The 18,536-nt window shown below is 59.5% G+C and carries 13 protein-coding genes and 3 pseudogenes; 13 read left to right on the top strand and 3 right to left on the bottom strand.

Annotation, left to right across the window (positions count from 1 at the left end; all coding sequences use genetic code 11):
- The first annotated feature begins 39 nt into the window (after nt 1-39).
- Nucleotides 40-1,119 carry a DUF2817 domain-containing protein gene (locus tag HA48_RS16960; protein ID WP_128602369.1) on the top strand — a complete coding sequence of 360 codons (1,080 nt, stop codon included), beginning with the start codon at nt 40-42 and terminating at the stop codon, nt 1,117-1,119.
- Between the two features lie 15 nt (nt 1,120-1,134).
- On the opposite strand, the gene HA48_RS16955 is transcribed toward HA48_RS16960, so the two are convergent.
- Nucleotides 1,135-1,905, bottom strand: a complete 771-nt coding sequence (locus tag HA48_RS16955; protein WP_128602368.1) for a 2OG-Fe(II) oxygenase family protein — start codon at nt 1,903-1,905, stop codon at nt 1,135-1,137.
- A gap of 99 nt (nt 1,906-2,004) precedes the next feature.
- On the opposite strand from HA48_RS16955, the gene HA48_RS16950 reads away from it, so the two are divergent.
- From HA48_RS16950 to HA48_RS16935, 4 genes are all read left to right on the top strand, one after another.
- Nucleotides 2,005-2,904, top strand: coding sequence for a LysR substrate-binding domain-containing protein (locus HA48_RS16950; RefSeq protein WP_128602367.1), 900 nt, complete (start codon nt 2,005-2,007; stop codon nt 2,902-2,904).
- Nucleotides 2,905-2,993: 89 nt separating this feature from the next.
- Nucleotides 2,994-4,292, top strand: a complete 1,299-nt coding sequence (locus tag HA48_RS16945; protein WP_244182891.1) for an SLC13 family permease — start codon at nt 2,994-2,996, stop codon at nt 4,290-4,292.
- A 24-nt stretch (nt 4,293-4,316) separates the two neighbouring features.
- Complete coding sequence (locus tag HA48_RS16940; RefSeq protein WP_128602365.1) at nt 4,317-5,174, top strand: AraC family transcriptional regulator; 858 nt, start codon at nt 4,317-4,319, stop codon at nt 5,172-5,174.
- Between the two features lie 32 nt (nt 5,175-5,206).
- On the top strand, nt 5,207-5,614 hold the full coding sequence (locus HA48_RS16935; RefSeq protein WP_128602364.1) for a DUF2000 family protein: 408 nt from the start codon (nt 5,207-5,209) through the stop codon (nt 5,612-5,614).
- 20 nt (nt 5,615-5,634) lie between these two features.
- Here the strand turns inward: HA48_RS16935 and HA48_RS16930 are convergent.
- A pseudogene (locus HA48_RS16930) lies at nt 5,635-6,666 on the bottom strand (LacI family DNA-binding transcriptional regulator).
- A 217-nt stretch (nt 6,667-6,883) separates the two neighbouring features.
- Here HA48_RS16930 and HA48_RS16925 point away from each other — a divergent pair.
- The 5 genes and pseudogenes from HA48_RS16925 to HA48_RS16905 all read left to right on the top strand — a co-directional run bounded on the left by HA48_RS16925 (nt 6,884) and on the right by HA48_RS16905 (nt 13,567).
- A pseudogene (locus tag HA48_RS16925) lies at nt 6,884-7,911 on the top strand (ABC transporter substrate-binding protein).
- 82 nt (nt 7,912-7,993) lie between these two features.
- Nucleotides 7,994-10,214, top strand: a pseudogene (locus tag HA48_RS16920) (ABC transporter permease).
- Nucleotides 10,211-11,272 carry an ABC transporter ATP-binding protein gene (locus HA48_RS16915; protein ID WP_128602363.1) on the top strand — a complete coding sequence of 354 codons (1,062 nt, stop codon included), beginning with the start codon at nt 10,211-10,213 and terminating at the stop codon, nt 11,270-11,272. The pseudogene HA48_RS16920 and the gene HA48_RS16915 overlap by 4 nt, the downstream one beginning before the upstream one ends.
- A 14-nt stretch (nt 11,273-11,286) precedes the next feature.
- The gene (locus HA48_RS16910; protein ID WP_128602362.1) at nt 11,287-12,087 is read left to right on the top strand and encodes an inositol monophosphatase family protein; all 801 of its coding nucleotides are present in this window, start codon (nt 11,287-11,289) and stop codon (nt 12,085-12,087) included.
- A gap of 373 nt (nt 12,088-12,460) precedes the next feature.
- Nucleotides 12,461-13,567 (top strand): lactonase family protein, encoded by a 1,107-nt coding sequence (locus tag HA48_RS16905; protein WP_128602361.1) that lies wholly within the window; start codon nt 12,461-12,463, stop codon nt 13,565-13,567.
- 70 nt (nt 13,568-13,637) lie between these two features.
- Here the strand turns inward: HA48_RS16905 and HA48_RS16900 are convergent, their stop codons facing one another.
- Complete coding sequence (locus tag HA48_RS16900) at nt 13,638-14,477, bottom strand: alpha/beta hydrolase (RefSeq protein WP_244182890.1); 840 nt, start codon at nt 14,475-14,477, stop codon at nt 13,638-13,640.
- Nucleotides 14,478-14,647: 170 nt separating this feature from the next.
- Here HA48_RS16900 and HA48_RS16895 point away from each other — a divergent pair, with 170 nt between their 5' ends.
- From HA48_RS16895 to HA48_RS16885, 3 genes are all read left to right on the top strand, one after another.
- Nucleotides 14,648-16,069: a hypothetical protein gene (locus HA48_RS16895; RefSeq protein ID WP_128602360.1), complete on the top strand. Its 1,422-nt coding sequence runs from the start codon at nt 14,648-14,650 to the stop codon at nt 16,067-16,069.
- Between the two features lie 362 nt (nt 16,070-16,431).
- The gene (locus tag HA48_RS16890; protein WP_128602377.1) at nt 16,432-17,637 is read left to right on the top strand and encodes an SfnB family sulfur acquisition oxidoreductase; all 1,206 of its coding nucleotides are present in this window, start codon (nt 16,432-16,434) and stop codon (nt 17,635-17,637) included.
- A gap of 9 nt (nt 17,638-17,646) precedes the next feature.
- On the top strand, nt 17,647-18,536 hold an 890-nt coding region (locus HA48_RS16885), incomplete at its 3' end, for an acyl-CoA dehydrogenase family protein (protein ID WP_128602359.1).

Raw genomic sequence — 18,536 nt, 5'->3', positions numbered from 1 at the left:
GGTAGTCTGAGCGTTCCGGTTCCCTGCTTCAGGAAAATCATGACCTTTCTGCCAGACTTCTCCCGCCAGCGCGCACGCTTCCTTGCCGCCGTTGCCCGTCATCACGGCGCAGTAACAACTTATCCGCATCCGTTAATCGGCCGTCAGGGCGAAGCGCTCAGTACGGATGTTGCGGTTATTGGCGATCCGGCGGCATCAAAGCTCATGCTGGTCATCTCCGGCACGCACGGCGTTGAAGGCTATTATGGATCGGATAGCCAGATTGCCTGGCTGGACGATCTGCCGCCCGATACGCTGCCGACGGATACGGCCATCGTTCTGCTTCATCTGCTGAATCCGTGGGGGGCATCCCATCTGCGGCGCGTGAACGAAGAGAATATCGATCTCAACCGCCATTTCATTGATTTCAGCCGCCCTGCGCCGCTCAATACCGGCTATGCGCAGTGGCACGGGCTCTATCAGGGGAACCGGGCAGAGGCCGACCGCCTGCTGGCAGAGACGCTGCGCCAGGCGGGCTGGCCGGCGGTGAAGCGCGTGGCAGAAGCCGGCCAGTACCAGGCGGCCGATGGCTTCTTCTACGGCGGACAGCAGCCCGGCTGGTCGTATCACACCCTGCAACGCATCCTCCGCGATCACTTAGCGCACGCCAGCACCATTCTTAGCTTTGATCTGCATACCGGCGCGGGTGCCTGGGGCCATCCGATGCTGCTGGCGATTGCGGAACAGCCGGTGCCGGCGCATGCGTGGGGAAAAAAACTCTATGGTGAGTGGCTGACGCTGCTGTATACCGGTGCCGGGCGCGACAGCGAAACTGGCGTTACCGCTACGGCCACCGGCTATGTGTCGCAGTTTTTACTGAAAGCATTACCGCAGACGCACATCCTGCCGCTGGTGGTGGAGTGCGGCACCTGGCCCGGCGAAGAGATGCACCGCCGGGTACGCGAGGATCACTGGTTGCATCTGCAGGGCGATCCGGCCAGTGAGGCCGGGCTGGCGATCAAACAGCAGCTGGTCGAGGGCTTCTGGCCCACCGACCCCGACTGGCGCGAACTGGTGGCTTTCCGCACCCGGCAGATCTTTATCCGGGGCTGGCAGGCGCTACAGCGCGAAACGATCTGACCGCTGTCGTCTGCGTCAGAGTCGCCCATAGAAGGTCATGCGGGCGGTCTCTGACAGTGCGATGCCCGGCTGCGTGTTGTACGCCAGCACGGCCAGCATGCGGGTGATATCGCCCTCGGTGGGCGTCACGCGATGCAGCGAATTGCGTCCGCGAAACAACACCAGATCGCCGGCATCAATTTCCAGCGCATCCGGCGTGAGCTGCCGATCAAGCACCGCCGCCACGCCGGCATAGTTCATCTCGCCGGCATCAGCATTACGCAGGTCTTTCACATACTCAAACACGCCGCCGGCGCGCGGCTTCTGCACCAGCAGGGTAATGGCAAACGAGGAGTTGTCGAAGTGCCAGCCCAGCTCCTGGCCTTCAGGGGCGTAATGCAGATTGATGGACGACAGCGGATCGGCATAGGGATACAGCGCGGTCTCACCCAGTACATCGCACAAAAATTGCTGAAACAGCGCATCGTTATACAGTTGGCGCAGCGGTGAATCAGGGGCAATAACATCGTCGGTGATGCAGCCTTTGGTACTCAGTACATCGCGGTTGCGTGGATGATCGGCGCTGAATGCCTCATCAGGTTTCTGCAGATAGACGTTATGTTTGCTCTGAGTGTGATATGCCCGATGGCGCTGCGCATTGCCTTCAGCAATGATCGCCTGCAGCGCCGCGGGTTGCAGAAACTGGCGCAGCACCAGCGCGCCATGCTGGTCGAGTTGTTGCCGGCAGCGCTGACGCCAGTCAGCGTCATCCAGCGGATGCAGATCGAAACGTATCAAAGCAGACATAGCTATCACTCTTATCATCAACAGGGGTGTGATGACTGTAACCTGCTGATAAGGTAGTGCGTAACGATAAATATTTAACGACCCGCTAAGGAAACCTTAATGCCTGCGCACGCCTCACGGTTGCCCAAAATCAGCGTTATTCAGTCATTTAAGGTTGCGGCAGAGCTCGGTAGCCTGGCAAAAGCCGCCGCGCAGCTCGCCCTGACACCTGCGGCTGTGAGCCAGCAGATCCGGCAGCTGGAAGCGCAGCTGGGCAGCGCACTGTTTGTGCGCACGCAGACGGGCGTGATCCTGACGGATACCGGAAAAGAGTATCTCCGCTACGTCACCGAAGCCTTTGATATTTTGCACCTGGGCCAGCAGAACCTGCGCCACACGGCCACGCGACCCAAATTAACGCTCTATGCGTTGCCGGCGCTGGCATCAAAGTGGCTGCTGCCACGCATTGCCGACTGGCGTACCGCCTGTCCGGATAGCGATCTCAGCCTGCATGGCACCCATGCGGTGGTGGATTTCAACGCCACGCCCGCTGATTTTGTGCTCTGCTTTGGCGAGGATCGCTATCCGCAACTCGATAAGCAGCGACTGTTTGTGGATGAGGTGCTGCCGGTTGCCAGCCCGGCGCTCATGCAGCGCTATAACCGCGCGCAGCTGCTGACGCAGGCGCCCTTAATTCATCTTGACTGGGGCAACGACGGGCGATTTTTGCCTGACTGGCACAGCTGGTTTCAGGCGAAGGGGATGATTGAACCAACGGCACAGGCGGCGTTCAGCTTCAATCTCACCTCGCTGGCGATTGATGCCGCCGTTGGCGGAGCCGGCCTTCTGCTCGGCCAGCGCCGGCTGATTGCGGCGGAGCTGGCGCGTGGGGATTTGCAGATTGTTGATGAACTCAGCCTGCCGCTCAGTAAACCCTACTACCTGGCCTGGCCGCAGCGATCGCTCAGTCAGCCGGGCAGTGAAGCGTTAATTCACTGGCTGACCGACCTGTCGAATTAACAAAGCGTTAACTGCTTCATCCTTTTCGCCGCGCAACTGCACTATGCTGATGCGTTTTGTGCGCTGTAGCGAAAAGGAGTTCAGTCGTGATAACCGACACGCCGCTTTGGCTGACCGCTCTGGTGGTTGGCATTACTATTCTGTTATGGGCGCTGGCCCGCCTGCCGGAGTACCTCACCGCGCTGCTGTTTTTTGCCGCCGCCATGCTGTTGCAGATTGCGCCCGCCAGCAGCGTGTTTAGCGGCTTCGCCTCATCCGCCTTCTGGCTGGTGCTGAGCGGCTTTGTGCTGGGCACGGCGATTCGCAAAGTAGGCCTGGCGCAGCGCTGGTCAAACTGGCTGGTGGTGCCGCTGAGTCAAAGCTGGCCGCGCATGGTGATGGGCACTATTCTGCTGACCTGGCTGCTGGCGCTGGTGATGCCCTCCAATATGGGCCGTATTGCCCTGCTGATGCCGGTAGTGCTGGCGCTGGGTGAGCGCGCCGGTATCAGACCCGGCAGCCGCGGCAGCATTGGTCTGGCGCTGGCAGTGGGTTTTGGCACCTTTCAGCTCTCCGCCAGCATCTTGCCGGCTAACGTGCCAAACCTTGTTCTGAGCGGTGCGGCGGAGAGCGCCTGGCACCTGCATCTGCAGTGGCTGCCGTGGTGGCTGTTACACATGCCGGTAGTGGGGTTGGCCAAAGGGCTGCTGCTGAGTGCCTGCATCATTTTTCTGTTCCGGGCGCAGCCACAGCCTGTGAACCAGCGGGAAAATCTGGCACCGCTCAGCGCCAGCGAGTGGCGGCTGATGGGCCTGCTGGCGCTGACGTTACTGCTGTGGATGACCGACAGCCTGCACGGGATCTCCGCCGCGTGGATTGGCCTGGCGGCGGCCTGTCTCTGTCTGCTGCCGCGTATCGGCTTTCTCTCCGGCGATGACTTCACCCATGGCGTGAATATCCGCACCTGTATCTATATCGCCGGCATTCTCGGTGTGGCCGCGCTGGTGGTCGATTCCGGCTTAGGCAGGCTGATTGCAAATCTGCTGCTCAGCATCCTGCCGCTGCATGAAACCCCCTCATTCCACAACTTTGTTCTGCTCAATGCGCTGGTCTCACTGCTTAATTTTGTGCTCACCGCAAACGGCGTGCCCGCTATGGTGACGCCGATGGCGCAGGAGCTGGCGAACGCGTCGGGCTTTCCGCTGCTCGGCGTCATTATGCTGCAGGTATTCGCCTACGCCACACCGCTGCTGCCCTATCAGGCCTCGCCGGTGGTCGTGGCGATGGGGTTGGGCAACGTGCCGGCTAAAGCGGGTTTACAGCTCTGCGTCACCCTGTTCGTGCTGAGTATGCTGCTGCTGTTACCGCTGGATTATGGGTGGTTTCTGCTGCTAGGCTACGGAGGATAAATCCTCAGAGGGTTCAGCCACGCTATGCCAGCCAGCCACGATTGGGTCGAATTTCGTCGCGATGATGAGACCGGTATTGAGAGCGTTAACGCACACTTCTGCGGGCACGCTTACGATCCGCACGATCATGATGAACTGCTGGTGGGCGTCACTCAGCAGGGGCTGCAGCGCTTCAATTGCCACCGTGCGCTACACACCAGCACGCCGGGCCGGGCCATTCTGATTGAGCCGGGGGCGGTACACGACGGGCATGCGCCAGACGCCGAAGGCTTTACCTATGTCATGCTCTATCTGCCACAGCGCTGGGTCACGGAGATGATGCAGCGACGCGGGCTGGGGGATGTCTCAAACATTGAAGGCGCGTTCCGCCACACGCTGACGGATGATGCGCTGCTTGCCAGCGCCATTCAGCAGGCGTGGTTTGCCGTGCATCAGGATGAGGGGCGGCTGGCGCGCGATCAGAGCCTTGATCACCTTTTGACGCTGCTCTCCAGGCATCTGGAGACGAAACCGGGCCAACGCCCGAGCGCCGCGCTGCGTCAGATGCAGTTGCTGCGCGACTATCTGCACGACTTTATGGCGCAGGATATTGGGCTGGACGAGCTGGCGCGGCTCTCCGGCATCGATCGTTTCCGCCTGACGCGCCAGTTTAAACAGGCTTTTGGTCAATCTCCGCACGCTTATCTGGTGCGCTTACGTCTGCGCACAGCCCGCGCGCTGCTGGCTCAGGGCGTTGAACCGGTCCGGGTGGCGGCGCAGGTGGGATTTGCCGATCAAAGCCACCTCGGACGCTGGTTCCAGCGCGCTTACCGCATGACGCCAGCCGCTTATCAGCGCCAGTGCACAAACGTTCTATACCGCTCACTACCGTCTTCGCGATGATGGGGTTTTCCCTCTCAGGAGAGTAGTGACCGATGTTTGATACTAAAATTGCCCTGGTTGTGCGTGACGATTTAGCCACCTGGCAGCGCCTTAACGTGGTGGCCTTTCTCGCCACCGGCATCGCGGCAGCGGCGCCGGAGATGATGGGTGAAACCTATGTGGATGCGCAGGGGCACCACTACGGCAGGATGGCCGGGCAACCGATGCTGGTGTTCGCTGGCGACCTGCCGGCTCTGCAGCGTGCGCACCATCAGGGGTTGTCACGCGAACTCACGCTGATCCCGTATGTTGAAGCGATGTTCGCCACCGGCCACGACGCCGCCAACCGCGCCGCGTTTCTGGCTGAAGATGCCGCCAACCTTAACCTGGTCGGCCTTGCGCTGCGTGGCCCGAAAAAAGCCGTGGATAAGGCAATTAAAGGGCTGGCGCTGCATAGCTAAGTGCCCGGTTTTCTACCTGCTCAGCCACCGCGTACCGAGCCGCGCCACACCACATCAGCCTGATACAGCAGCGTGTCAGGCTGCTGCTCACTGTGCGGCGTCAGCGTATTTTCCGCCTGCTCGGTCTGCAGCAGCCATTGCACGGCGTCACTGGCAAACTTCTCAACCGGCTGGGCGAACGTGGTGAGGTTATACGATGACCAGTTTGCCTGTGCGATATTGTCGTAGCCGATCAGGCAGAGATCCTGGGGGACGCGCAGCTGAAACCGGTGGCGCGCCTCATCCATAAATCCACATGCCACCAAATCGGTGACGCAAAACACCGCGTCCGGACGCTGGTGGCGCGTCAGCAGGCGGTGCGCCAGAATCTGTCCACTCTCATACGAGGTGGTACCAAAACGCTCGACGCTCACCGCTAATCCCGCCTGTTCGGCAGCCGCGATAAAGGCCGCTTCGCGCTTCAGCAGGCTGGGAGTGCCCGCCAGCGAGTTGGCGAAAGCCAGGTGACGACAGCCAGCGCGCTGAAACGCCATCACCGCCGTGGACGCAGCCGATTGTGCATCAAGGTTAATGCTGAGCGAGCCGGTTAACGCTTCGTCGCGGTTAATCAGGATGATGCGCTGGCCGTGCTGATAACACTGACGCGTGATCGTGCGATCCGGCATACCGGAGAGAATGATCGATGCATCGGCGCGAAAGTTGATCGCCTGCAGCAGCGCGGCGGAGACGCTGTTATCGGAGCGATCGGTATTGATCAGCATGGCAATTTTGCCGCCTCCTGTAAAAACTGCGTCAGCAGCGCACCAGGCTGGCGCGATAGGGTGTGGCGATCTCCGAGACGATCAGGCAGACAATGCCGCTGCGATTACGCACCAGCCCGCGCGCCAGATGGTTAACGTGATACCCCAGCTCAGCGGCGGCTTTCATGATGCGCTCACGTGTGGCGGCGGAGACGCTGGCGCCCGGCGTAAAGGCGCGCGCACCGCCGAACGCGAGACCCCCGCGCGCTGCGCCACATCCTGCGCGCTCACACCCGCCTTATCATTCTGCATGCTTAACTCCTGTGCGATTACTGGCTAAAAAGAGTCTGCCGTAAATTGCAAAGCTGTGCAAATTGTCTGAGATCACATTTGTTGCATTTTTGTGACATAGCCTGCCAATTGCGATAATAGCCATTTGACAGGCTATTTCTTGTTCATTACTAATTTGCACACACGTGCAAATAAAAATCTCTGTTAAGCACGTTCCCTGCCAACCAAGGAGAACATCATGCGCTACACCTCACTGGCCATTGCGCTGTCCCTCTGCTGCACCGCTCTGCCATTTGCTGCCTCGGCAGCGGGTAATCTCAATATGGTCTGCTCGGCCGATGTGGTGGTGTGCGAGCACATGACGCGCATCTTTAGCCAGGCGCACCCGGATATCAAAGTCAGCATGGTGCGTCTCTCTGCGGGCGAGGCCTATGCGCGACTGCGCAGTGAAGCGCGCAACCCGCGCACCGACATCTGGTGGGCGGGCACGGGCGATCCGCACATGCAGGCGGCGGCGGAGGGGCTGACGCAGGTGTATAAATCACCGCTGCTCGATCAGCAGCAGGAGTGGGCGCAGAAGCAGGCGGAGAACGCAGGATATCGCACCGTCGGTATCTATGCCGGCGCGCTGGCTGGGGCTATAACACGAAGCTGCTGGCGGATAAAAAGCTCAAGGAGCCGAAGTGCTGGGCCGATCTGCTCGACCCGGCGTTCAAAGGTGAAATCCAGATCGCTAACCCGAACTCCTCCGGTACCGCCTACAACACGCTGGCTACCCTGGTGCAGATCATGGGCGAAGATAAGGCGTTTGACTACCTGAAAAAGCTCAACGCCAACATTTCGCAATACACCAAGTCCGGCTCGGCGCCGGTTAAAGCTGCTGCGCGCGGCGAGACCACCGTGGGTATCGTCTTTATGCATGATGCCGTCGCGATGCAGGTTGATGGCTTCCCGATTAAAACCGTCGCGCCGTGCGAGGGCACCGGCTACGAGATCGGCTCCATGTCGATTGTTAAAGGCGCGCGCAATCTGGCCAATGCCAAAGTCTGGTACGACTGGGCGCTCAGCGCTGAGGCGCAGTCGCACATGAAAGAGGCGAAATCCTTCCAGCTGCCGTCAAACCGCAACGCGGAGATCTCTGAGTACGCGCCGCGCTTCGAAAATATCAAACTGATCGACTACGACTTCAAAACCTACGGCGATACGGCCAAACGCAAAGCGCTGCTGGGCCGCTGGGATAAAGAGATTGGCGCCAGCGCGCAGTAAGCCGGTTGGAGAACAGGCGTGGCGCCGTAGCGACTGCTGCGGCGCCGATGCAAAGCGCAATGATCGTTGATTGAGGTGTGATATGAAGGCAAATAATCGCCGACTGACAGCGGTGCTGCTGCTGGGTGCGGTCGCGCTGACGCTGCTGCCGTGGTACAGCCTGGAAGCGGGTTTCTTTGACGGTGGCTGGCTGTCTGGCTTATGGCGCGACGAAACCAGCGCGCCGGCGCTGTGGCAGCTTGCGACCCATCCGTGGCTGGCGATTGCCGTGGCCCTGCTGGTGCTGTGTGCGGCCAGCGCCGGGTTAGCGGGCAGGGCGCGTAGCCGTCTGCTGCTGCTGTTTAGCGTATGCGGCGTGCTGTTTCTGGTCATAGAGGGCCACGCCATCGGCTATAGCGGCTGGAGCTGGACGTGGCTGGAGAACCGCTTTGGCGCGCTGGCGCAGGGCAGCCGGCGATGGGAGCCGGGGCACTGCTGCTGCTGACGGTATTTCTGTTGCTGTTCTCCTTTGCGCTGGCGGAGCGCGGCGTACTCAAGGGGGATGCTTTTGTTGTCGCCTCGCTGGTTCTGCTGACCGCGCTGGTGAGTGTGTTCGTGCTCTATCCGGTGCTGAGCATGTTTGTGGTCTCCGTTCAGGACATTGACGGCAGCTTCCAGCCCGCCGGGCTGATCAGCAACATTCAGGACCCTTCCATCTGGAGCCTGGCCTGCCTGAAAGGGGGCACCTGCGGCACGGCCTGGCGCACGCTGTGGCTGGCCCTGATGACCGCCAGCGGTTCAACGCTGCTTGGTCTCGCTTTTGCGCTGGCTGCCACGCGCACGCCGCTGCCGTGCAAAAAAGCGCTGCGTATGCTGACCATTCTGCCCATCATCACGCCGCCGTTTGTGATTGGCCTGGCGCTGATTCTGCTGTTTGGCCGGTCCGGCGTGGTCACAGAGCATCTCGCCGCGCTGTTCGGGATTGAACCCGGGCGCTGGCTGTACGGGCTGACCGGCATCTGGATCGCGCAGGTTCTGTCATTTACGCCGATTGCGTTTCTGGTGCTGATCGGCGTGGTAGAGGGCGTAAGCCCCTCGCTGGAGGAGGCTTCGCAAACCCTGCGCGCCAACCGCTGGCGCACCTTCAGCCGCATCTCACTGCCGCTGATGGCACCGGGACTGGCCAATGCGTTTCTGATTAGCTTTATCGAAAGCATGGCTGATTTCGGTAATCCGATGGTGCTGGGGGGCAGTCACGGCGTGCTCTCTACTGAAATCTTCTTCTCGGTGGTCGGCGCGCAGAACGATCCGAGCCGCGCCGCGGTGCTGGCGATGATTCTGCTCTGCTTTACGCTGGCGGCCTTTGTGCTGCAACGTTTGTGGCTGGGCGGGAAAAATTTTGCCACCGTTACCGGCAAAGGGGACGGCGGCAAACACGGGGAGCTGCCGCGAGTGCTGCGCGCTGGCGTCTATGGCATGGTTATCCCCTGGGGCCTGTTTACGCTGGTGATTTACGGCATGATTCTGGTCGGCGGCTTTGTCCAGTCGTGGGGATTAAATGATGCACTGACCCTCGATCACTACGTGCGCGCTTTCCGCGTCACCGTCAGCGACGGTCATCTGCTGTGGAGCGGCGTGGCGTGGAACTCCTTCTGGACCACGCTGGAGATCGCGCTGATTGCCGCACCGCTCACCGCGATTGTCGGTCTGCTTACCGCCTGGCTGATTGTGCGTCAAAAGTTTGCCGGACGTCAGACGTTTGAATTCCTGCTGATGCTCAGCTTTGCCATCCCCGGCACGGTGATCGGCGTGAGTTACGTGATGGCGTATAACCTGCCGCCGCTGGAGATCACCGGTACCGCAATGATCCTCGTCGCCTGCTTTGTGTTCCGTAATATGCCGGTTGGCGTTCGGGGCGGCATTGCGGCGATGAGCCAGCTGGATAAAAGCCTGGATGAAGCCTCACTGACGCTGGGCGCTAACAGCTTCCGCACCCTGCGCAAAGTGGTGCTGCCGTTGCTGAAACCGGCGATTAGCGCCGCACTGGTGTACGCCTTTGTGCGCGCGATTACCTCCATCAGCGCAGTTATTTTCCTTGTCAGCGCCCAGTACAACATGGCGACGTCTTACATTGTCGGACTGGTGGAGAACGGCGAGTACGGCGTTGCGATTGCCTACTCCACCGTGCTGATCGTGGTGATGCTGCTGATCATCGGCGCGTTCCAGTGCTGGTAGGCGAACGCAAACTGCGCCGTGTCGTCCGCCCCGTTGATGTTGCTGCGCCCGCTGCCCCGACTTCATTAACTCAGGAGAGTGCCGTATGACCGCCATCACTGCTGGTTCCGTGGTGTTTGAACACGTTTCGAAACGCTTTGCCGGGTTTAACGCGCTGCCGGATCTTTCGCTGACGGTGGAGCCGGGCACGCTGGTGACGCTGCTGGGCCCCTCCGGCTGCGGTAAAACCACCACGCTGCGGCTGCTGGCCGGACTGGAACATCCCACATCTGGGCGCATCCTGATTGGCGGTAAAGATGTGACCCAACTGCCTGCGAATGAGCGCGATGTGGCGATGGTGTTTCAGTCTTATGCGCTGTTTCCGCACATGAGTGCGCTGGATAACATTATGTATGGCCTGCAATCCTCCGGTCTGCCGAAGCGGGAAGTGCAGGATCGCGCGCGTGAGGGACTGAAGCTGGTGGGGCTGGAGAACCAGGGGCAGCGCTTGCCGTCGGAGCTCTCCGGTGGACAGCAGCAGCGTATTGCCGTGGCGCGCGCGCTGGTGCTGGAGCCGCAGGTACTGCTGCTGGATGAGCCGTTATCCAATCTCGATGAGCGGCTGCGCCGCCGTGTCCGTACCGATATTCGTGATCTGCAACAGCGTCTGGGTTTTACCGCCGTGTACGTGACGCACGATCAGGAGGAGGCGCTGGCGGTGTCAGATAAAATTATTGTCATGAAAGAGGGGGATATTGCCCAGCAGGGCGCGCCTGAAACCCTGTATAACGCGCCGAACTCGGTATTTATCGCCGACTTTATGGGTGAGGCGAATATCCTGCCGTGCGAAGTTGAGCAAATTGAGGGCAGCGAAGCGCTGGTGCGGCTGGGCAACCAGCGCTACCGCGTGCGTGGCAACGGTCTGCGCACTGGCGCAGCCCAGCTCTCGGTACGTCCGCAATTTATTACGCTGCACGACGGCGCGACGGGCGCGCTGCGCGGTGAGGTGACGCACAGTACCTGGCTGGGCGATCACATCGAATATGAGGTGGCAACCGAACTGGGTTCTCTGTTTATTGTGGATGCGCAGATGGAGCAGCAGCGACCGCTCTCCGCCAGCGTGGCAATTGATTTTAAACCTCAGGGTCTGGCTCTGATTACCGGCTAAAGTAAGGAAAAACCATGAGTGACACGGTAGATGATGCGCTGTTATCGCGCCTGATTGCGGCAGAGAAAGTGGCGCGTGCCGGGGGGGAGAAGGCGCTGGCCTATTTTCATCAGCGCGACACGCTGGTGGTGGAGACCAAGTACGATTTACAGGATGTGGTGTCCCGCGCTGACCGTGAAGTGGAACAGATGATCGATCAGCAAATTCGGGCGCAATTTCCGGACGATGGTTTTCTGGGCGAGGAGTACGGCTTGCAGGCCGGCTCATCGGGATATACATGGGTAGTTGATCCGATTGACGGCACCAGCCCTTTTCTGAATGGCATGCCGAACTGGTGTGTTTCAGTGGCGGTGCTGCATGACGGTGTGCCGGTGGTGGGTGTGATTTATGCGCCAACGTATCAGGAGTGTTATGTGGCAGCGCTCGGCCATGGCGCGACGCTGAATGGCCGCCGCCTGCAGCTTGATGCGACGCGCACCTTGCAGAATCATGTCACCGGCTTCGGCGCCAATAGTCATGTCAGTCCGGACGAGGTCGGCAGGATTCTGGCATCGATCCTTGCCGCGGGTGGCAATTTTATCCGTATTGGTTCGGGCGCGCTGATGCTGGCCTGGGTGGCGGCAGGGCGCGTGGTCGGTTATTACGAGCCCTATATGCACGCCTGGGATTGTCTGGCCGGTTATTGTCTGGTGAAAGAGGCGGGCGGCTGGTATCACCCGTTCAATACGGAGGGCGAGCGGCTGCTGAAAGGCGCCCAGGTGCTGGCGGTCGCCCCTGGCGCAGAGGCGGATCTGAAACGGATTGCGGGGTTATAACTCCGCGCCCGCTATTGCTGAACGTTGCACAGGTTTCGGGCGGCCCTGGTGGGTCGCCACTCCAGAGAAGCCGTGTGATATGTCCGGGTAAAGCCCATCCCGCGAAACCACTCCCACCGCACAATTAAATAACCGGTTTTGTGAAGTCGATCATCTCCCACAGGCTCGCTTTATTTCTGTCCCACTATAGTGCTTAACAGCGCGCCGCTGACGCGCGTTTTTCTGATAACTATTTTTATCGCGATCTGTAACGCGAATATTCCGATTATGGTGGGACAAGATGAGTGGATACCCAAAAACAACCGGCGGTGGTTTAGCATCGTCGCTGAGCGTGGCATTATCACTGGCTCTTTATACGCTAGCGGGGAGTGCTATGGCGCAGAATACGCAACATCAGACAGCTTTAGTGGGCACATGGACCAGTATCCCGGATGCGCCTGCGGTGCAAAAACCGGCACATCCGAGCGAAGGGCTCTATCGTCTGCAGGTGAACAGTGACGGCACGTTAACGCCGCTCGATGTGATCAAAATGAAAAGCCCCTCATGGATTGTAAAATCGCATGACGGTCGCTTTGCTTACACGACTAACGAAGAGAATGCTGGCGCCGTCACCGCGCTGGCGATCGATCCATCAGGCGCGGTGCGGGTGTTAAATGTGGTGGATAGCCACGGGCAGCAGCCAACGCATGCGACCATCAGTCCGGATGGAAAGTTCCTGTTTGTCGCCAACTACTCCGTCGCCAAAGGCGGCGCGGGCGTGGCGGTTTTCCCGATACACTCTGACGGGAAACTGGGCGAGCAGGTGCAGCACGTTCCCTTTGAAGCGGGCAGCGGCGTGGTGAAAGATCGTCAGGATGGCGGACACGCGCACTCGACGACCTTCACGCCGGACGGCAAATACCTGTATGCCGCCGATCTCGGTGCTGACAAGCTGCATGCCTACCGTTATGAAGCTGGCCGGGCGGAGCCGCTGCAGGCTGACAGCACGCGCGACGTCACTTTTGCGCCGGGCAGCGGCCCGCGCCATATGGTGTTCTCACCAGACGGCAAACACGCGTATGTCATTACGGAGATGGCCGGTGAGATCGTGGTCTTTACCGCCAATGATGATCGCCTGACCAAAGTCACCAGTGTGAAACTCAACCCGGATAATAGCGCAGCAGAGTACAAAAGCGGCGGCGGCATTATTCTCAGTCCGCAGGGCCACTATATTATCGCTGCCAATCGCGGCTCTGATAATCATCTGCTGGTATTTAAAATCGGGCAGGATGGATCGCCGGGAACGCCGAAACGTTATAAAGCCGACGGTATTGAGCCGCGTGCCTTCTCGTTTGATGCCAGCGGTAAACATCTGTATGTCGCTAACGTGTTCACCAACTCCATAACGCTGTTTGACTTCGATGAAAGCAGCGGCGAATTAAAACCCCGTGGTGTGGCCGCCACTATCTCTACGCCGACGGACATCAAGTTTTTTAATTAATTGACCTGGCGCGGCGCAGCAGGGTGCGCCGCGTGCATGCAAGTTCAGGGCGCTAAATTGGCCATATTCATCAGCGCGCTATCCAGCGACGCGGGAACATCGGCCCATGACTCAGGCCCGGAAACAGCTGATAGCGAACTGAGATGCCTCGGCCACTCATCTGGCCGATCGTACGCTCGATCCTCTCCAGTTTATCGGCGACGCCAGCGCGCGTGTCACCGTCCCCCTCCATGAGTACCAGCCGTTTGGTGCGTAACGGCAACGGTGCAGCATCGCGCATCTGCTGCATTAAGGGCGTGTCTCCGCGCAGCGAAGGGCTGGCAGCATAGTAGCGCTGAAAAAAGTGCGACGACAAATAGCTATCGAGAATAAACAGGCCGCCATAAGAGTGGCCCCAGATGCCACGCTGCTGCGCGTTGATGCGCACCCCTTTTTCAGCTTCGGGCGCGATGGTGTGCTCCAGCAGCTGACGAAACACCGGGCTGCCGCCCGCAGGTCGGCCGCGCTTGTCATTGATCTGCTGCGGAGGCGTGTAATCATAAGTTCGGGCGTTGAGATCAAAAGGAAGCGGCGTTTGATAACCAACCGCGATCAGCACCGGCGCATTGCCTGCCGCCAGCGTTTGCAGCAGATCCGGTGATAAGTGGTTCATGGCTGCATTCCCGTCCAGCATGTACAGCACCGGATAGCCACCCGCCGGCGCGGCTTTACGCGGGACGGCCGTCCACACTTTGTAGTGCCGCTGACCATCCGCCGAGTTAAACATCCTGATGCTGAAACGGTAACTGTCCGAGCCCTTGTCAGCAATGTTTGGCCCCAGTGGCTGCATGTCCGGACGAGCAAAAACGTCATGGCTTATACCCAACAGGCTGGTCAGAATAATCAGTGACAGGGTAACGTTGCAGCGCATGAGATCTCCTTAGCAGGTATGCATACTTCCATGTTAAAGCCCACCACCTTAATGATAATGATTATTAATTTTAACCGAGTCTGGCTCTTTTATCCTTCATCGCTGAATGTAAAGATTTCGTCAAGATGGCCGATAACGTACGGGTATAGTGCTCATAAGGAATAGTCAGGATGATTAACGGTATCGGGCTTTACAATCATGTCTCTCTTAGCCCCGGCGGCAGCGGGCGAGTGGTACAGAGTTCAGCAGTAAATCGGGCCGCGCAGAACACGTTAACGGCAGACGCCTCGACAAAAGTGACCTTCAGTGAGGCCACGGAAGCTATCTCCGCTATTTATAAAATCACGCCGGCGCGCGTCACGGCGAGCAGCAATATCTCCGCCGGGATGCAGAGCCAGGCGATGGGCGCGCTGCACGCGAAAGGCGTGGGCATGAACGGTATGGGAAGCGCGTTGTTAAGCGCTCTTACCACTCAGCGCGCCGATACCGTGATCAGCGTGCCGGCCAGCGCGGCAGGGAGCAGTGATACGCAAAGCGCCATCGCCCTGGATATCACTACGCAATCCGGCGTGAGCGTTAGCCTGCAAATGACGCGACAGCAGGATGGCGTGGCGATGGCGCTTAAAACCACCCACGGCAAATTGAGCGATGACGAAGCCGCGGCGGTGAGTGCGCTTTCGGGTGCGCTGCAGAAGGCGCTGGATAGTCTGGACAGCGACGGCGGTAAACCTGACCTCAGCGAGTTGCTTAAATTTGATGCGCAGCAGTTGAAAAGCGTTGATCTGAAAACCGATGTGCGTCGCGGCGATACCGTGCTGCAGTCACTTAACCTGCACGCGGATGACACCACGCGCTGGCTGGGTTTCCACAATGCCGATGCCAGTTTCAAACTCACCACCGACATGCGTAGCCTGGCGCAGGCCAGCAACGCCGGGCAGCAGCAAAGCGCCCTGAATCAGTGGAGCGATAAGTTTGATAAAGCGGCGCAGCGTGGGCACGGCGATCGTGACGCGCTGGCGCTGTTTAAAACCAGCTTCGCACAGTTGAATGGCACCAGTGAGCAGGCCAGCAAGGCCATCAGTGGGCCACAGTCGATTACCGTGGGCGCCAGTGCGGCCCAGGCCGGCGCCATTAGCGGACTGGCAGATTTCTCTGCCAGCTATCAGCAAACGGCGCGCTCTGTAAACCCGATGAAGCCGGAAGAGGAGGATACGTTTGGCATCGAGGTGGCACAGCAGAGCAGCGAGCAGAAAAATGGCAGCACGCAGAGCATGAAGCAGGACACGCTGTTTAAACTCAATGCCAGCTTCCACACGGCGCTGGACGCCTCACATCCGCTGGCGCTGAATGAGATGAAGTCCTCGCAGAACTATCACTATCATCAGGTTCATGATGAGGAGCGCACCTCAACCGATGTCACTCAGGATGCCAAAGGCAATCTGACCGCCCACTTCTCGCAGCAGCTGACGCAGCGTGAAACGGTTAAAACCTACCAGATGGCGAAGCTTGTTGAGAGCATTGAGACGCCGCACAGCGAAAAGAGTGAGTGGACGCGCAGTTACGTGCCGGCGATGTTCCATGCTAAAGCCTGATTAACCGGGCAGGATGTTACTCCTGGCAGACAGTTAACGGGTTGTGAGTGGCGCATGATTTGCGCCACTCCATGCAGTTATTACGCTTTCTGCGTTTCATTATCAAAATAATCATTAAGAATTATCGCGGGCAAATTTTAATTATTTTCTCGCTGCTTCCCCGTCCGCTAACGCTTTATTAAGGCGTCATTTCTCTAAAGCTTATTCCTGCATGTTAATAACCGGATATAGCATAACCGCGCTATTTACCCTGGCGATTGCTGCTGTTTATTATCGCGTTCACGCCATTATTAACGACGTGGCGCGTAACCCGTTTCCGGGCGAGCCTCTTATTCACTGCGCAGTAAAAAGTGACGAAAACAATGATGCAAAATAGCCATGTTTTATTAATGCCTGCGGCCGTTATTACCGCTGATTCTGTGGCGATTAAGGCAGCACAGCATGTGGCTGCACAGGCCAAAGAGGGTGCCGTGGAACGCGATCGGCAGCGTATCTATCCGCTGGCGCTGCTTGAACAGTTTACCCGGCTGGGATTAGGCAGCATCAGCGTACCGCGTCGCTTTGGCGGTGGCGGATTATCGTTCCAGACCGTGGCAGAAGTGTTTCGCCTGATCGCCGCCAGCGATCCGTCGCTTGCGCAGATTCCGCAAAATCACTTCGGCCTGATCCAATTCATCCTTGGCGAGGGCGCACCCGGGCAGCAGCAGCGTTTACTGCAGGCGGTGGTGAGCGGTAAACGGCTGGGCAACGGCGGCCCGGAGAAGAACAGCAAACATACGCGGGATGTTCAGGCGCAGCTGGTGACAACAGCCGATGGACTGCAGCTCAGCGGTGAAAAATTTTACTCAACGGGCGCGCTCTTTGCCGACATCCTGGTGACCACCGCGCAGCATAACGGGCAGCCGGTTATGGCATTTATTCCGCTGCCTGCGCCGGGGGTCACGATTGTTGATGACTGGTCCGGTATCGGTCAGCGCACCACGGCCAGCGGCACGGTCAGACTGCACCAGGTTCCGGTGGATGCGGCGCTGACTATCCCGTTGCCCTCAGGGGAGAAACCGACGCTGCGTGGCGCGGTGTCACAGCTGATTCAGGCGGCGATAGACGCCGGAATTGCTCAGGGTGCGCTGGATGATGCGCTGGAATTTGTGCGCGGCAGCTCGCGCCCATGGGTTGATGCTGCTGTCAGCCGCAATGCAGATGATCCCTATATCGTTGCCGATGTCGGTCGTCTTGCTACTGAACTAAGCGCGGCCAATGCTTTACTGGCGCGCGCGGCACGCCTGCTGGATGCTCTCGATCAGTCAGCGCTCACTGCGGAGGCGGGAGCGCGGGCTTCTATCGCCGTTGCAGAGGCCAAAGTGCTGACCACGGGCGTGGCGCTGCGGGCCAGTGAAAAGCTGCTGGAGTGGGGCGGTAGCCGCGCCACGCTGCTGAAACACGGGCTCGATCGCCACTGGCGCAATGCCCGGACGCACACGCTGCACGATCCGGTGCGCTGGAAAACCCATGCCATTGGCAACTACTACCTCAATGGCGTACTCCCGGCGCGTCATGCGTGGATTTAAGGAGCAGGCATGACACAGATTGCAGCTAAACAGCAGGCACGCCCTATTACCAGCGCCGGGCAAGCAATACAGACCGCGCATGCGCTGGCGGAGCGCTTCCGCCACGGTGCGGCCCAGCGCGATCGCGCGCGTGATTTGCCACACGCGGAACTGCAGCGCTATTTTCAGTCCGGGCTCGGTGCCATTACCGTCCCACGCGATTATGGCGGCATTGCCATTTCAGGTGCTGAACTGGCCGAGATTTTCGTCATCCTTAGCGCCGCCGACGGTTCAATTGGTCAGGTGCCGCAAAATCACTTCTACGCGCTGGAAGTACTGCGCATCAATGGCAGCGAGGCGCAAAAACAGCGTTACTACGCCGAAGTGCTGGCGGGTGCGCACTACGGGAATGCGCTGGCGGAGTTCAGTTCGCCCGGCGCGCATCAGCGATCCACCGCGCTAACGCACAGTGCCGCCGGCCTGCGCCTGACGGGAGATAAGTTTTACTGTACGGGTGCGCTGTTTGCCGATCGCATCCCTGTGTCAGCCCTGAGCGATGAGGGTAAAGAGCAGCTGGTCTTCGTGCCGCGCAACCAGGCGGGCGTCACGGTGGTGGATGACTGGAGTGGCTTCGGTCAACGCACCACCGGTAGCGGCAGCGTACAGTTCCGTGAGGTGGCGATCGATGCCGGGGATGTGGTGCCGTTCCAGACAGCGTTCGAGCGCCCCACCGCCCTCGGCCCCTTTGCGCAAATTATGCATGCGGCTATCGATCAGGGCATAGCGCGCGCGGCCTTCAACGATATGCTGGATTTCCTGCGCCAGCACGCCCGCCCGTGGCCGGACAGCGGTGTTGAGCGAGCCGGCGACGATCCTTTAACGCTGGACCGCACCGGCGCGCTGGCGGCACGACTCAGTGC

The organism is Pantoea wallisii, from assembly GCF_002095485.1.
GTDB lineage: Bacteria > Pseudomonadota > Gammaproteobacteria > Enterobacterales > Enterobacteriaceae > Pantoea > Pantoea wallisii.
This window is presented reverse-complemented; position numbering and strand designations above follow the sequence as displayed.

What these genes read in the sequence shown, in the direction of transcription:
- HA48_RS16960 (WP_128602369.1), top strand. Translation starts at nt 40, where the DNA reads ATGACCTTTCTGCCAGACTTCTCCCGCCAGCGCGCACGCTTCCTTGCC.
- HA48_RS16955 (WP_128602368.1), bottom strand. Translation starts at nt 1,905, where the DNA reads ATGTCTGCTTTGATACGTTTCGATCTGCATCCGCTGGATGACGCTGAC.
- HA48_RS16950 (WP_128602367.1), top strand. Translation starts at nt 2,005, where the DNA reads ATGCCTGCGCACGCCTCACGGTTGCCCAAAATCAGCGTTATTCAGTCA.
- HA48_RS16940 (WP_128602365.1), top strand. Translation starts at nt 4,317, where the DNA reads ATGCCAGCCAGCCACGATTGGGTCGAATTTCGTCGCGATGATGAGACC.
- HA48_RS16935 (WP_128602364.1), top strand. Translation starts at nt 5,207, where the DNA reads ATGTTTGATACTAAAATTGCCCTGGTTGTGCGTGACGATTTAGCCACC.
- HA48_RS16915 (WP_128602363.1), top strand. Translation starts at nt 10,211, where the DNA reads ATGACCGCCATCACTGCTGGTTCCGTGGTGTTTGAACACGTTTCGAAA.
- HA48_RS16910 (WP_128602362.1), top strand. Translation starts at nt 11,287, where the DNA reads ATGAGTGACACGGTAGATGATGCGCTGTTATCGCGCCTGATTGCGGCA.
- HA48_RS16905 (WP_128602361.1), top strand. Translation starts at nt 12,461, where the DNA reads ATGGCGCAGAATACGCAACATCAGACAGCTTTAGTGGGCACATGGACC.
- HA48_RS16900 (WP_244182890.1), bottom strand. Translation starts at nt 14,477, where the DNA reads ATGCGCTGCAACGTTACCCTGTCACTGATTATTCTGACCAGCCTGTTG.
- HA48_RS16895 (WP_128602360.1), top strand. Translation starts at nt 14,648, where the DNA reads ATGATTAACGGTATCGGGCTTTACAATCATGTCTCTCTTAGCCCCGGC.
- HA48_RS16890 (WP_128602377.1), top strand. Translation starts at nt 16,432, where the DNA reads ATGATGCAAAATAGCCATGTTTTATTAATGCCTGCGGCCGTTATTACC.